Annotated in this window: 7 protein-coding genes; 1 reads left to right on the top strand and 6 read right to left on the bottom strand. The window is 64.3% G+C overall.

The genetic code is table 11. The features are described from left to right. Positions 1-123 precede the first annotated feature (123 nt). The 5 genes from GDH07_RS24305 to GDH07_RS24285 all read right to left on the bottom strand — a co-directional run bounded on the left by GDH07_RS24305 (position 124) and on the right by GDH07_RS24285 (position 13,747). A complete protein-coding gene (locus tag GDH07_RS24305) occupies positions 124-984 on the bottom strand; it encodes a hypothetical protein (RefSeq protein WP_152899129.1) in 861 nt (286 codons plus the stop codon). Beyond that, entirely contained in the window at positions 981-10,610 is a 9,630-nt protein-coding gene (locus GDH07_RS24300; RefSeq protein WP_152899128.1) for a hemagglutinin repeat-containing protein, read from the bottom strand. Before GDH07_RS24300 ends, GDH07_RS24305 begins: the two co-directional genes overlap by 4 nt. A gap of 35 nt (positions 10,611-10,645) precedes the next feature. Continuing rightward, complete coding sequence (locus GDH07_RS24295) at positions 10,646-12,349, bottom strand: ShlB/FhaC/HecB family hemolysin secretion/activation protein (protein ID WP_152899127.1); 1,704 nt, start codon at positions 12,347-12,349, stop codon at positions 10,646-10,648. A 238-nt stretch (positions 12,350-12,587) separates the two neighbouring features. After that, positions 12,588-12,887 carry a PsiF family protein gene (locus tag GDH07_RS24290; protein WP_152899126.1) on the bottom strand — a complete coding sequence of 100 codons (300 nt, stop codon included), beginning with the start codon at positions 12,885-12,887 and terminating at the stop codon, positions 12,588-12,590. 71 nt (positions 12,888-12,958) lie between these two features. Then, complete coding sequence (locus tag GDH07_RS24285; protein WP_152899125.1) at positions 12,959-13,747, bottom strand: AraC family transcriptional regulator; 789 nt, start codon at positions 13,745-13,747, stop codon at positions 12,959-12,961. Positions 13,748-13,843: 96 nt separating this feature from the next. Between GDH07_RS24285 and GDH07_RS24280 the strand changes: the two genes are divergently transcribed. Further along, the gene (locus GDH07_RS24280) at positions 13,844-14,731 is read left to right on the top strand and encodes a DMT family transporter (protein WP_022642009.1); all 888 of its coding nucleotides are present in this window, start codon (positions 13,844-13,846) and stop codon (positions 14,729-14,731) included. Positions 14,732-14,743: 12 nt separating this feature from the next. On the opposite strand, the gene GDH07_RS24275 is transcribed toward GDH07_RS24280, so the two are convergent. Further along, positions 14,744-15,634, bottom strand: coding sequence for an esterase/lipase family protein (locus GDH07_RS24275; protein WP_022642008.1), 891 nt, complete (start codon positions 15,632-15,634; stop codon positions 14,744-14,746). Between the last annotated feature and the right edge of the window lie 4 nt (positions 15,635-15,638).

Genomic DNA, 15,638 nt, shown 5'->3' with positions numbered 1-15,638 from the left:
CTCATTCCTTGTATTGGCTGATAAACGAATACTTGATACCTGCGGCTTCGACGCGTTGTGCTTGCGAGGCTCACGCCCCCATTACCAAGAGCGCCCCGGCGATCATCAAGTACTTATGCATGCTCATTTCCTCATGCCGTCAGATGGTGTCGGTGCCTTGAGATCAGGCAAGGGCACGTCGTAGCCGCAGTAGTGCAATTGTGTCCGGATCAGTCGCTGGTCAGGATAGTCACTGCCCCAGGGCAACTTGTGGTCGTAGCGCGATTTGACATGGGCACAGACCCCTTGGATATCAGCCCGTGCCTTGGCCAGTACCGGCGCCGGCAAGGGGTTGATCTTCAGGCTCTGGAAGAATGGCACGATGAACACCTGATCCAGGTCGTAACCCTTGCTCCCCAAGGGCAAGCGCTGGCCTGCATGCACGTAGAACGGCTGTTGCAGGCCGCTCTCCTGCTCCCAGCACCAGTACTTGACCTTGTCCTCGAGGATACCAACCGCTGTCCCTTCCCAACGCTCGTAGGAGCGCAGGCATTGATAGCCCTGCATGTTCACCCAGTCGAGACTGCTGGGCTTGACACCGGTATGGGATGGCCGCGCCAGCCTGGCCAGCAGATCCTCAAGAAAGGCCTGCTGCGGATAGAGCAAGCCATCCCCCCAGCCATCGAGAAAGCTGTTGACCCGCATATAGAGCGCGGAAGCCGTCACCTGAATGTCCCCATAGGAGAAAGATCCCGAGGTCCCAACAGACAGCGCATCACGGCCCTTTTCATAGTCGAACCCGCCAGTGATGGTTCCGCACCGCGCATGCCGATAAGGCCCGGGCAGATCGAAGGAATAACGCTGCATCAGGGTGACCCGCTTCGCCCCTTCCTGGCAGAGCATGCGGGAATCCAGGCGATCAGTTTGATAGACCAGAGGGGGGCCACCGCATCCCGGCAGCAACCCACAGATCATTACCATCAGTGCTATCGGTGCTACTTTCATTGCGAACCCAGTAATTTGTCGTTGCCATACTGATCGATCAAGGTCGGGATGATGTACTTGTCGGTCTTCTTGAAGGTCTCTTGTAGCCCGCTCTTAGCCCCGCCACAAATATCCTTGGCCACACACAGGTAGTTCGAGTGCGGACTATCCGCGCCCTTCAACTTGCCGGCCGTGGCCAACGACCCGAAAAATCGAGCAACAGGGTCAGACGAGTGCTGAGCATTGAGCCCCAAGAAGTCGGACACCGTATCGGTCACCGGTAGCGTATTGAAGAACATGGTGGAGGTCGGCCGGTTGATCTGGAAGAACGCCCCGTCACTGATATTGAACCCGGCATTCTTAGCGGCCTGGAAGAAGTCCGCCGACCCAACCGGCGCTCCCGACAATTGGATGCTGCCCACGTTGCCGTTGGCATTGAAGTTGAGTCCGGCAATGGCCCGGTACGTCAGCAATCCACCCTGGCTGTGCCCGAATACATCCAGTTTGTTGCCCTGGTCGATTCCGGCCCCGAGGAAATCGCTGAGTTGCCGTGCGTTGCCCGAACGAACAGCTCCGCCCAGTACGACATCCCACAGGGACTCCACCAAGTCGCCCAGGAAGCCATGCTCCGGGTTATAGGCCTGGATAAAACTGTCCTTCCCGGTTTGCATGCCGCCGTTGACCAGGGCCGCATCCAACGAGTTCTGGATTCCATTGGTGAACACGGCAGCATCATCGTCAGGTGTCAGTAAGCTCTGCAAGGTATTGCGTGTCGCGTCGACGTCCAGGACCGGCTTGTTGGTTTCAGGATCAATAAATACCTTGCCATTGGCATCTTTTTTGTACTCCATCTGCACACGATAGAAGCTCATGTCGCCTGTGAGCAGAGCCGGTACCTGGGTGACAACTCCGCCATGGCTCACGACTCCCGGCATCACTCCGCCGGTGTAGAAAGCCGACTCATCCATGACCTTCTGCAAGAAACCAGGTATCCAGGCCAAAGGAGCCAGAGCCGGGTTATCTACCAAGGCCTTATCCGCGGCATGGGTCAGATCCCCGTACTGGGTGAACGCCGCCGAAGAGTTCTTGCCGTAGTCCTTGATCCCCTGCACCCATTGATTCAGGGTCTGCAACGGATGGCTCACCGAGTCCAGGGATGATTGCGAGACATACAGGTCGGTACGCTTTTCCTTGTCCCGGGTGATTTCGTAGGCCCGGGACGGATCGCGGTTCAGGCCGGCGGTGGAGTCCTGGCCAGTCTTGGCATCGTTGCGCACGGTGATGCTGCCGGCGCCCACGGTGGCGCGCACCTCCTGCTCGCGGTCCTTGCGGTAGTCGTAGCCACTGACGCTCCAGCCGGAAGCCCCGGTCTTGCCCTTGCCTTCCTGACTCTTGTCGGTGGTGAAGGCCACGTCCTTGCCACCGGTGGCCTTGGCGCCATCGCCAGCGCCCCAGCCGAAGGTGCCGCCGGCATTCAGGTAGTAGCTGTGCTCCTTGTCTTGGCCTGCGATATCACGGAAGCCCAGGGTGCCGGTGTCCAGCTTGAGGTTGCCGTTGTTGGCAGCAATCAACGCACCGTCGAGCTGGGTATGGTTTTCGGTGCGGATATCCACGCCGTTCTGGCCGGTGATGCTGGTCTGCTCCTGCACCCAGTTGGTCTTGCCGGTGGTCTTGCCCAGGCCCAGGGAACCGCTGACGCTGCCCCCGCCGCCCAGGCCGATGCTCACCGTGACACTGGCATCCATCTGCTTGCCGCTGACCTTGCCGGTGTCTGGCACCGAGGACACAGTCAGGTCGCCGCCCACCCGGCCGACGACATCACCGCCGCGCAAGGTCGCACCGGCAATGGTCGTGTCCTTGCCGCTGCTGAAGCGCAGCTGATCGCCCGCCACCAGGTTGGCGTTCTGCTGCGCCTGGCCCTCACGGTCCAGCTTGCCCTTGCCCATGTCGACACTGGCGTAAACCGAAATGAAGTCCTTGCCGCCCAGGGCCAGGCCCACCTCGCCGCCGCCACTGCGGCGGTTGGACTCGCTGCTGGAAGCGTTCTCTGCGGCGCGGATGGTCAGGTCCTTGCCGGCGCTGAGATCGATATCGCGCCCGCTCTGCACCTGGGTACCCACCAGGGTCAGGTTGTCACGGGCCTCAAGGCTGACATCGCGCCCGGCCAGCAGCAGCGAAGGCGTGCTGGTACCCTGATTCGACTTCTCACTGGCGGTGCCATTGCTGCCGCCAATCCCGGCCCGGGCACTGCCACCGCCACTCTGGCCGTTGATCCCGCCCTGGCTGCGGCTGTTCTTGCTCTCCTCGGCCACCGAACCGCGGGCCACATCGACGACAATGTCGCGGCCCACCAGGGTGATATCGCGTCCGGCGTCGAAGTGCCCGCCGCGAATACTGATGTCATTGCCGGCCACGGCACTGATATCACGTCCGGCCCCCAGGCTGCTCGGGCTGTTGCCGTGCACCTCCTGGCGCGAGCTGCTGGACTGGCTGGCCGTGCCGAAATGAGTGGCGGTCGTCGGCCCCGAGGTGAACTGGTTGATGGCATCCACGGTGCTCAGCACGCTGGACGCCTTGCTCACGTTGTCCTGGCCCTTGCCGGTGCCCTTGAGGGCATCCATGGTGTTGCCGAAGTTGTGGCTGACATTGACCGTCAGGCCATTGCGGTCACGGCTCTTGCTGCGTTCCTCGATGCTGGTTTCCTTGCCGGCATCGATACTGATGTCACGCCCGGCCTGCAGGTTGACATCGCGCTTGGCATCCACCCGCGAGCCTTCCAGGGTCAGGTCGCGACCGGCCTTGATAGTCGCATCTTGCCCGGCCAGCAACTGGCTCGGCGCCACCGTTTCCTGGGCGTTGCGGGATTTCTCCTTGAGGTTTTCGTGGCCGAGGAAGGCAGTGACACCATTGCGATCACTGCTCAGGGACAAGCCGGTGTGTTTCTCCGACTTCCAGTGGCTCTGGTCCTGGCTGTTGCTGCCGGCCAGGACATTGACATCGCGTCCGGCGCCGACATTGAGGTTGCGCTCAGCCGCCGCCGTGCTGCCGATCATGTTGACGTCACGCGCGGCTTGCAGGGTGGTGTCGCGCCCGGCGCTGACCACACTGCCGACGCTCTGGCTCTGCTGCTGCTCCTGCCCCGATTTCTTCCCTGAGGCGACGGAGACGAAACCGCCGGAACTGGAGAAACCTACCTTGCTCTTGTATTTGTCACTCTGGCTGCTGGAGGTATTGGCCGCATCCATCAGGTTGATATCGCCGTTCTTGTCCACCAGCCCGGCCCGCACCTCGGCATCGCGCTTGGCCTCCACGGAGCTGGCCGAGAGGTTGACGTTGGTCCCGGCGATGATCACCGCATCGTTGCCGGCGCTGAGCTCGCTGCCCACCTGGGTGGTGCTGCTGGAGTTGCGGCTGTTGCCGCTCTTGTTCAGGCCGAAGCTGCCTTTCTTCTTCTGGCTGTAGGAACTGTCCTGATGCTCCTGGGCCGATACCAGGCTGACATCCCGGGTGGCACCGACCAGCAGGTCGTTGCCGGCCTTGAGCTCGCTGCCGATCACGGTCACGTCGCGTCCGCCGTTGAGACTGATGCGCCCGTCCTTGTCCTGGCTGACGTTGACCATCAGGTCGTGCCCGGCACTGATTTGCGAGGCCACGTTGCTGGTGGAGGAGTCGGCGCTGCGCGTGGTCTTGCTCTTGCCCCAGGAGCCTTTCTTCTTCTGGTAGAAGGTCGAGGACTGCTCGTCCTGGGCCGAGGCGATGACCATGTCGCGCTTGGCTTCGAGGGTCAGGTCATGACCGGCATCGACCTTGCTCGCCACCACCGCCAGATCGCGTCCAGCCTCCAGCTGCAGGTTGCCGCCGGCACTCACGCTGGAACCCAGGGTCTGCACCGTGTCGCTGGTCACCAGGCCGCGGCGGATGGCGCTCTGGGTGAAGGTATGGTCCTGCACCGCCAGCAGGTCGATGTCACGCCCGGCACTGAGCTTGGCATCGCCGGCGCTGGCGATCTGGCCCTTGTTGGTGAGGTCGCGGCCGGCGCTGAGGTCGAGCGTCTGCCGCGCGCTGATCTGGCTGCCCTGGTCGAGGATGGTCCGGCTGCCGGAGCCATAGCCCACGGCCACCGCCGTACGGTCGTTGAGGATGTCGCCCTTGATGGCGCTGACGCTGACCTGATTGCCGCGGATCTCACCGGCCAGGGCGTTGCGCACGCTGTCCTGGGCCATCAGGCTGACGCGCTCGTTGGCTTCGATCAGGCCGCCCTGGTAGAGGCTGCCCCCGGCGTTCACGTTCAGGTCGTTGCTGGCGCGCAGGGTACCGACGTTGCTCAGGTCGCCCCCGGCGATCAGGTTCATGTCGCGCCCCTGTACCAGGCTGCCGCCGCGCAGGTTACGACTTTCCGCCTGGGCCAGGTACAGCACCGGCACCAGCACTTTCTCACCCTGCACTTCGCGGGTTTCCATCCACACGATGTCGTGGGTCAGCGAAGCCACCTGGGCCGGAGTCAGGGACACACCGACACTGAGCTTGAGCTGGTCCTTGGAAGCGATGGCGTTGTCCATCAGGTAGCGATACTGGTCGTAGTCGCTGGTCAACCCGGCGGCGAGGAAGCGCTGCCCGGTCTGGGCCAGCACCGCATCACGGATCATCCGGGTTTCATAGAGCCCGTCGCCCAGGCGACGCCAGGTCTTGTCGTCGTTGTAGTTCAAGTGGCCGAGCATGTAGTCCGAACTCATGAAGCGCGAGAGGTCGGTAAAGGTCGGATTGGTTTCGATCAGATAGCGGCCTTGGGGGTTCTGGCTCTTGACGAACAGGCCGTACTCTCCCTGGGGCACGCGGAAGCTGGAGAGCGATGTCGGGTCCACGGCGGCGAAAGGCACGCCGGCGAAGTCCACCGGAACGAAAGTGACCTGGGTCGTGCCATCGGCGGCGATCCGCTCGACTCGCTGCACATCCTTGGCCACCTGGTTGGCGGCGGCGGAGCTCTGCGCGTTGACCGTGATCACCTGGCCGCCCACCTGGGACAGGCTGTTCTGTAGCGTCTGGCCGGTGAGCTGGGCCCGTGCCTGCTCGCTCAGTACACCATTCTCCAGGTTGCCGCTGACATTCAGGTCAAGGTGCTGTCCGGCCTGCAGGGTAGCGGCATAGGCGGTCTGGGTGCCCGGGCGGACCACGGTATGGGGCTCGAGCTGCGGATACTGGGTCACTACCGTCGGCAGCGGGTCTTGCTGGCCCGGTGCACGATCGCGGTTGGCGGCATTCCAGGCGTTGGTGGCGCGCTCGGCGGCGCGGAACGCCCCCTTGCTCACGTCCTGCAGGTAGTAGCTGATGCTCTCGGCGCGCTGGTCCAGGGTCAGGCCCCGGTTGTAGAAGTTGCTGGCCGTGACCGAGGCGTTGCGGTTGGCGGCGATCAGGCTCTGCTGGTTCTCCACCGTGTCGGCGTTGATGGTCAGGTCACGGTTGGACACCAGCCGGGCCGCGGCCGAATGGTCGCCCATGACGTCCTGGTAGGTGGTGTTGACGATGTAGGTGGCGGTGTGATGGCGACCGGAGCAGTCAGTGCAGTTGATCTCGATAAAGCGCTTGCTGATGCTCTGGCTGGTCTTGTACCAGTCCATGGCGTTCTCCAGGGTCGCCATGTTGAGATGCATGTCGCCTTCGCTCTCGATGGTTCCGGAGCGGTTGCTCAGCAAGCTGGCGCGGCCACCGTCGAGGGCGGCGAAACTGAGGTTGCCGACACTGTAGATGTCGCCATCGCTGTTGCTCAGGCTGTTGCCCCGCAGGAGCATGTCGGCACCACTGTAGATCAGGCTATCGGCGCTGTTGCTGATGCCATTGCCGGAGCGCAACTGCAACTGGCCCAGGGCGCCGAGAGTGCCACGGTTGTTGATCTGCGCCGCCGAGGTGTAGAGGTTCTGGCTGGCGATCAGCCGGCCGAGGTTGTCCAGGGTGCCACGCAGGTTGAGCTCGGTATCGCCGCCACTGGCGATGCGCCCGCCATTCTGGTTCAGGTCGCCGGCTCCGATGGTCAACTTGCCCCTGGAGGACAGCAGGCCGCTGTTGTTCAGGTTGCCGGTCAGGTCCAGGGTCAGGTAGCCATCGCTGGCCAGTTCGCCAGCGTTGTTCAGAGTCGCGGCGCCCAGGCGCAGGCCATTGGCGCTGGCGATGCGGTCGCCGGCATTGAGCGTGAGGTCGCCGCCGATACTCAGGTCCAGCGCACCGTTGAGCTGCATCAGCCCGCTACGATCCACTGCTCCGATATCCCAGTCGCCAACACCCAGGCCAGTGATACGCCCCTGGGCACCGGACAGCGCCCCCAGGTCGAGTTTGAACAGGCCGGTACCGGCGTGTTCGACGCCACCACCGATGTTGCTCAATAGCCCGGCACTCAGTGCCAGGGCACTGGACCCCAGGGCAAGACTGCCGCCCTGGTTGTTCAGAACGCCACCCAGGGTGATCCGGCTCTGCTCGCCAGCCAGGGCCCGGACGCGACCGCCGGCGCTGTTGTCGAGGTTGCCGCCCACCAGTAGCAGGGAGCCGGCCGACTCCACCAGGCCACCCTGGTTGTAGAGGTTGGCCGCAGCGTTCAGGTCCAGCTGCTGGGCACTGATCTGGCCACCCAGGCGGTTGTCGATAACCTGCCCGGTGCTTTTGAGCAGGCCACTGGCGTAGAGCTTGCCCGCCTGGTTGGTCAGGCGGTCCACCACCAGTTTGAGAGCGCCGGCCTGGCTGCTGATCAATCCGGCCTTGCCATCCAGGGCGCTGTTGTCCAAGACTCCGGCAGTCACGCCCAGGGACGCGCCCTGTACGGTGCCACCCTGGTTCTCGAGGGTGCCCTGGCCCAGGGCAATCTCGCCATGGCCGTCCTTGGCCAGGACCAGGCCCTGGCTGTTCTTCAGGCTGTCACCCACCAGGCTCAAGCCATCGGCGCCGGCCAGCAGTTGCCCCTGGCGGTTGTCCAGGGTCGTGCCCTGGACCTCAAGGCGCTTGCCCTTGAGCGTACCGCCCTGGTTGTCCAGCAGCGCCAACTGGCTGGCGCGCAGCTTCTGATTGGCGGCATCGATGGTGCCGCCGCGGTTGTTCAGCACGCCATTGTTCAGGTCCAGTTCCACGGCACCGGCCTTGGCCACCACCGCGCCCTCGGCACTGTTGTCCAGGCCTGCGGCGTCGATCCCGACACTGTTACCCAGCAACACCCCGCCGGCGTTGTTCAACTGGCCACCGCTCAGTTGCAGATGGCCGTCGCTTTGCAGGCGGCCCTGGCTGTTGAACAGTTGGCCCGGGGTCGCGCCGTCGGCCTCCAGGGTCAGTTTCAGGCCATCGCTGCCCGCCGCCAGCAGGCCGGCTTCGCGGTTGTCCAGGCGCTGGGCGCCAATGGTCAGGCGATCCCCCACCAACTGCCCGCCCCGGTTATCCAGTAACCCATGGCTGCTGACCTGTACCTGGTTGCCCACCACCACGCCACCCCGGTTGGCCAACCCACCCGTCTTGAGTTCCACGTCGCCATGCTTGGCCTGCAGATGGCCCAGGGCGTTGTTCAGGTGCTGGGTGACGGTCAGCGTCAGCTTGCCAGCCTCGGCGCTCACCACCCCGCCCTGGTTCTGGCTGAGGCTGTCGAGGGTGACATCCACCACGTTGCCGATGACCTGGCCCTGGTCGTTCGCCAAGTCCCTGGCCACCAGCAACAACTGCTCCTTGCCTTGCAGCAGGCCGCCCTGGTTGTCGATGTCGGCGACCCGCAGCTCCAGGTTGCCGGCATCCACGGTGCCGCCCTGGTTGTCGAGCTTGCCGGTACTGCCGAGGATCAGTTGCGGGCCGTGCAGGGTCCCGTTGTGGTTGTCGACGCTGGCGGCCTTGAGGTCCAGCCGCGAGGTGGCCTGGAGCTTGCCGCTGACGTTGAGCAGGTCCTGCTCGAGTTCCAGGTGCAAAGCACCCTGCTCGGCGCTGACCAGGCCGTCATGGCTGTTGTCCAGGCGCTTGCCGGTCATCGTGACCTGGTCGGCTAGCAGCTTGCCACCCTGGTTGAGCACTTCGCCGCCGGAAGTCTTGAGCAGGGTCTGGGCCTGGAGCCGGCCGGCATTGTTGTTGAGCTGCTCGGCGATGACGAAGGTCGCTGCATCCTGGCTGGCGCCGATCAGGCCCTGCTGGTTATCCAGCCGGTCGGCGGTGATGTGCAGCTTGTCGGCAATCACCGAGCCTTTCTGGTTGCTCACCTCGCGAGCCTTGACGGTCAACCCCGCGGCCGCCACCTCCAGGCGCCCGCCATTGTTGTTCAAGCTATCAAGCGCCAGGTCCACGGCTTGCCGGTCGCCGAAGCGGATCAGGCCGCCCAGGTTGGCGATGGCCGGGGTATTGAGCACCAATTCGTCCTGGGCCAGCAGCCGTGCCTGTTCGCCCTGGTTGAGAACTCGTGCGGCGTTGACCTGTACCTTGGGCCCCTGGATCACCCCGCCCTGGTTGTTCAGGGCCTGGCGTGCCGTGAGTTCGAGATTGCGACTGGCCAGGACATCCCCACGGTTCTCCAGGTTGCCGGCGACCAGCTTGACCTCGCCGTGGTCGTTGCGGCTGTTGTCGGCATTGACCCCCGCCTCGATGATGCCGTGGTTGACCACCTGCGCGGCGTCCACCACCTGGACCCGGTCACGGGCCGCCAGGCTGGTGCGTACCTGGACCTGCTCGCGGGCCTCCAAGGTCGCCTCGCTACCGGCATAGGCCTTGCCCTTGAGATCGATGTCCCGGGCCTTCACGGCGATGGCCTGGTTGGCGCTGATACCCGCTACCGTGACCTTGCCATTGGCGTCGATCTGGATGTCGCCGGTGCTGGCGGCCATGTCCCCGGACATGTTCACCCCCACGCCCCGTTCCGTGCCCACCAGGCGGATGGCCCCGGCATACATCCCACCCAGCGCCGAGCTGTCGATGGCCAGCTCCGGCTTGGCATCGGCCTCGCCGTCGCGGGCCGTGACGCTCAGGTCGTCGGCCTTGACGTCGTTGCGCCCGGTGATGACGTTGAGCTTCTTGGCGTAGAGGTTGGCATTGAGCTTGGTGCTGCGGGTGATCAGGTCGAACTGGTCGATGTTGCTGGCATTGAGCCCGGCGCCCTCGATGCTGATGTCACCACCCTCGACCTGGAACCGGTCGAGCCGCTGGCCTTCGATAACCGGCTTGCCGGTGGTCAGGGTCGCCCTCGGGGTGTTGATGAAGCCGCAACCGTTGCAGGTGATGCCATGGGGGTTGGCGACGATGACCCTGGCGGACTGCCCGGCCACCTCGGTGTAGCCAGCCAGCGTGCTGCGGTTGCTGCCGGTGACTTCGTTGAGAATGACCTGCGCCGCCCGGCCCTTGAGGTTGGGGTTGCCGAGGATGTAGCCACCCAGCTGGGTGCTCTGGGTCGAGCCAGTGGCGTTGTTGAGGATCAGGCCGTTACTGCCGACGTTGTATTCGCTGAACTTGTTGTGGGACAAGCCGCTGCCGTTGGCCGTGTTGATGTTGACGATGGGTACGCCGTTACCCGCCGCTCCGATGGTCGCATTACCGCCGGCCGCCGGGTCCAGGGCCAGCTCGGCGGCGACGCTGACGATCGGGTTGAGGAACAGGACCCCCGACAGCGACAAGGCAATGTATTGGGCAAAAGGCTTGCGTACGTCCATGTGCAAATCATCCATCCACTAACGGTTGAGTAGAGTCAGAAGAACAGGTCTATCCGGAAGTACACCGGGTGTTCTCGCCTCTCGATAATTGCCGGCCGCTCCAGGGAGCGGGCGAAACTGAGCGATGCCGCCAGATACTGGCCGCGGGCATTGAGTTCGATAGCGTTGCCACTCAGGCGCCCCTTGGCATCGCGGTTGTAGCGGTCGCCCTTGATCGCCCCGACGTCGTAGGCGAAGGCCAGTCCGTACTCCTGGACGAAGGGTTGCAGCGCCTGCCAGGTCACCGCCCGGCGCCAGCGCAGCTGGTTGCGCCAGTAGCCGCCACTGTTGCCGGAGAGGGTCTGGTCCTGGAAGCCGCGTACCGAGTTGAGGCCGCCGAGGCTGATGCGCTGGGGGCTGAAGAGCGAGTCTTCGCTACGCTGCCCGGTGGCCATGCTGTCGAAGCTGAAGTTCTCGTTCCACAAGCGAAAGGGCTGCAGGTAGCTCAGGGTCAGGCTGTACTTGTTGTAGCGCGACACCGGCTCGCTGCCACGGGGATGTCCGCTGGCCTGGGCGTCGAGGGCGCCGATGCCCTGCTGCCAACCGATGTCGGCGTTGACCAGGGCGTTGCCGATGCGCCGCCCGTGGTTGAACCCCAGCTGGCTTTCGGTGATGCGGTTGCTGGAGACGTCGATCAGGTTGTCGTCGATGTAGTTGCGGGTCCGCAGGTGGCTGATCCCCAGGCTCATGCCGGTCTTGCTGAGGTTGTCCCGGTGCAGCACGCGTTCGGCCCGCAGCTGTTGGTTTTTGCTCAGGCCATCCATGGAGAAGCTGAAGCCGGTGGCGTCGTTGCGGGTGCGGTAGTAGCTCTGGCTATAGGAATAGCTGAAGGTCCACCAGCCCCAGGGCAGGCTGTAGAACAGGCTCTGGTTGTCGGAATGACGCCAACGGTCGCTGACTGCGTCCTGGTTGGCCCGCAGGCTCAACTGGTCCGCCAGCCCGAGAGGGCTGTCCCAATCCAGGCCGAGGCCCATCTGCTGTTCACCGGTGCTCTTGTCACCGTTGTTGTTGCGCGTCGCCGATAGCCGCCAGGGCTTGAGGCGCTCGCCCTTGAGACCCACCCGGCTGTCGCCGAGCTGCGCGCCGGGGGCCAGTTCCAGTTCGACCTGGCGCGACGGTAGGCGGCTCAGCTGATCCACCAGTTGCTCCAGCTCCCGCAGGTTCAGCACCTCGCCGGTGGTACCGGGAAACGCCATGGCCAGCTCCCGGGAACTGGCCAGGGCAGAACTGTCCAGGCTCTCCAGGCGACCTTCGACCACCACGATCGTCAGTTGCCCGGCCCCCAACTCCTGGGCCGGCAGGTAGGCCCGGGTGGTGACATAACCCATTTGCAGGTAGTGGTGGGTGATGGCCTTGAGCAGGGTGTTGATCTGTGCAACCGACAGACACTGGTCGCGATAGGGAGCCACCAGGCGCTCCTGGTCGGCGGCGCTCAGGTGCTCGGCGCCCTTGAGGACTACCGTCCTGATGGTGAAGCAGCGCTGCTCGTCAGGCTGGGGAGCCGGTTCGGCGGGCAAGGTCTTGCCGGGCAGTTGCTGGAGTTCATCGAGACGTCGTTGCTGCTCCTGCAGCAATTGCTGCTGGCGGTCGCGAATCAGGTCGCGGTCGCCCGGCGTCTGGAAAGGCTCGGCGCAAACGACAAAAGAACCAGATAGAGCACAAAACGCTACAACAGGCTTCAACCAGCCAAAACGCGGCATGCTGTCATTCCCTTGAAACGGACACTGGGGAAGTGCCCATACGGCGCATCCAGGCGCCTATTCTCGAAGGGCATAAATTCTAAATGTAAATCGGGTATCCCCCTAAAAAACCGACGAGCGGTAATTACTTAGATAACTATTTGAAACAATGGATGTTTATGGCCGGCCCGTAGCGCCGGACCTCGATGGGGGCCAGGCGCCAGCGGGTTCCCGACGCCTCGCCCCCATCGATCCGCGATCATTTTTTCTTCAGGCAGTCGCTCATGAAGGTCTTGCGCGCATCGCCCTTGAGCGCCTTGGTCGTGGCGTCGGCGTTGCACGATTTCATTCTTTCCTGGGGCGTGGAAGGCGTCGCGGCGGCGGCCGGCGCAGCCTTGAGGCAGGTACTCATGAAGGCCTTGCGCTCATCGCCCTTGAGGCTCTTGGCGGTGGCTTCAGTGTTACAGGTGGTCATCTTGTTCTGCTGGGCGGTAGCGGCAAAACCCTGGGAGCACAGCAGCAGGCCCACCATCAGCAACGGGATACGCAACATCTTCATGGAGTTTTCTCCTTGTCACCGCACCGATGGGCGCGGCCTCCCAGGCAGTGTAGACAAAGCCTGTTACACCTTCACCTGTTCTGCAGGCCGGCCCGGCGGTACTGCTCGGGGGTGCAGCCGGCGTGGCGCTGGAACATCGCGATGAACGCCGAGGCGCTGCTGTAGCCCATGTCGAAGGCGATCTCCTGGATGCTGCGGGGGCTCTCCAGGATCTGGATCGCCGCCAGGAACCGCTGGCGCTGGCGCCACTCGCCGAAGCTCATGCCCAGCTCGCGCACGAACTGCCGGGCCAGGGTCCGCTCGCTGACATGGGCCTGTTGCGCCCAGTAGGCCAACGGCTGGTTGTTGCCCGGCTCGGCCTGCAGCGCCTGGAGCACCCGCAGCAGGTCGGGATTGTTGGCGTAGGGCAGAAAGCAGGTGTGCACCGGAGCCTGGCGCAACTGGTCCAGCAGTACCTGGGCCAGGCGCTGGTCGGCTGCGCCCTCGGGGATCTGCACGTCCCGGCTGGCGAAGTCCTTGAGGATCGCCTTGAGGATCTCGCTGATGCTCAAGGTGCAGCCTTGCTGCGGCAGGTCGCGGCATAGCTCCGGCGCCAGCAGCACCGCGCGATAGTTGATCGGCTGGCTGGTATAGAAACTGTGGACGGTATAGGGCGGCACCCAGACCGCGTACTGGGGCGGCGACATGAAGCGCTGGCCGGCGATCTCCATGTGCATCACGCCATGGGCCGAATACTCCAGGCAACCCCAGGGATGGCGGTGCTCCAGGGCATGGCTGTGGGCGGCGAAGTCGGCATAGCGGAAGTACACCGGCGCGGGCAGCCCGTGGAAGTCCAGCAGGTCGATGTGTTTTTTGCTCATGCTGTCCGGATGCAGGGGCGGGTTGTCCGGTTCGCAGTATAGGCGTTGATCCGGACAGGAGGATAATCAGCCCTCATTCACTTCCTGGCTGTCTCCATGCAATACGCTTATCCATTACTGGCCGTCTTCATCTGGGCCGGCAATACCGTGGTCAACAAACTCGCAGTGGGGGCGATCTTCCCTGCGGAGATCGGTTTCTATCGCTGGCTGCTGGCGGGCCTGTTGTTCACCCCGTTCATGCTCGGACCGGTGCGCCGCCACTGGCCGGTGATCCGCCCGAACCTTGGCCGGATCTTCGTCCTCGGCGTACTGGGCATGGCGGTGTACCAGAGCCTGGCCTACTTCGCCGCCATCCAGACCTCGGCCACCAACATGGGCATCATCCTTTCCCTGATGCCGCTGATGTCCCTGGCCATGGCCATCGCGGTGCTGGGCCAGCGCCTGACCGCCGGGGCGCTGGTCGGCGCAGTGCTGTCCTTCGCCGGGGTGCTGGTGGTGGTGTCCTCGGGCAGCCTGGCCAGCTTGCTGCAGCACGGGGTCAACCTGGGCGACGCGATGATGCTGGTGGCCACCCTGGCCTATGCGGTGTACAGCACCCTGCTGAAGAAATGGCAGCTGCGCCTGCCACCCCTGGTGCTGCTGTACTTGCAGGTACTGGTCGCGGTGCTGGTGCTGCTGCCGTTGTTCCTGGCATCGCCGAAAGTGGGCCCGACCCTGCAGAACATCCCGCTGGTGCTCTACGCCTGCCTGCTGGCCTCGATGCTCGCGCCACTGGCCTGGATGCAAGCCGTGGTACGCCTGGGGCCGAGCCGGACCACGCTGTTCTTCAACCTGCTGCCATTGGTCACCGCGCTGATCGCCGCCGTGGTGCTGCGCGAGCAACTGGCCTGGTTCCACCTGGTGGGCGGGGTCCTGACCCTGGGCGGCGTGGTGCTGTCCGAACGCTGGACCCAGGAGTTGGGCTCGCGCCTGCGTACGGCCTGAAGAACCACCGGTTCAAAGCCCGGCCGCCTTCAGCCGCCGGGCATGCTCGACGAACAGGCGGATTGGCTCGGCGCCCTTGCCCACCAGCCCCAGGGACTGGTTGACGATATCGAAGTGGTCCAGGGGATAGTCGTCGCCGATGACCATTCCCAGGTGCGAGCTGTAGCGGCCCACCATGCCGTCGCACTGCCCGGCCTCGCGCACGAAGGTCCGGGCGAACAACCGGCAACTGCGGCTCGAGCCGTCCATCAAGTTCCCGCCACGATTGGTCTTGCCCGGCTGCAAGGTGCCGGACCAGGAGTAGTAGCGCACGCCGGCGACCTCTTCCGCGCCCTGCCCGCCCCAGGTCGCCGGCAGGCCCTGTGGATACTGGCGGTTGAACAGGGCCACGCCCTCGCTGGTCAACGACTGGTGCGAAGCATGGATGTCCGAAGGCAGCTTCGGCCCGCGATAGCCGGTCTCCAGCAGCGTCATCAGCGCCGAGAGCCCACGCAGCAGCAGGCTCAGCATGCGTCCACGCCAGCTATGGGCCGGGGAATGCCGCTGCAGGTAGTCCGCCAGCTCGGAACCATGGTTGGGGCCCGCCACCGACGTCACCGAAGCCACCAGGTCCGCCCGCCGGGCCGCCGCGTAGCGTGCCGTGAGCGCGCCCTGGCTATGGCCGATCAGGTTGACCCGGGCGGCGCCGGTCTGCTCCAGGATCTGCTGGATCTGCGCCAGCAGTTGCTCGCCGCGCACCTCGCTGGAGTTGAGCGGCGAGACCTGTACCGCAAACACCTGGGCGCCACCCTGGCGCAAGGCCGGGATGATCCCGTACCAATAGGGATAGAGCAGCAGGCGGACAAAACCGAGCATGCCGGGCACCAGGACCAGGGGATAACGGGTGGCAAGCTCTTGGGACATGGGG

It is taken from the genome of Pseudomonas piscis, from assembly GCF_009380155.1.
Taxonomy (GTDB): Bacteria; Pseudomonadota; Gammaproteobacteria; order Pseudomonadales; family Pseudomonadaceae; genus Aquipseudomonas; species Aquipseudomonas piscis.
This window is presented reverse-complemented; position numbering and strand designations above follow the sequence as displayed.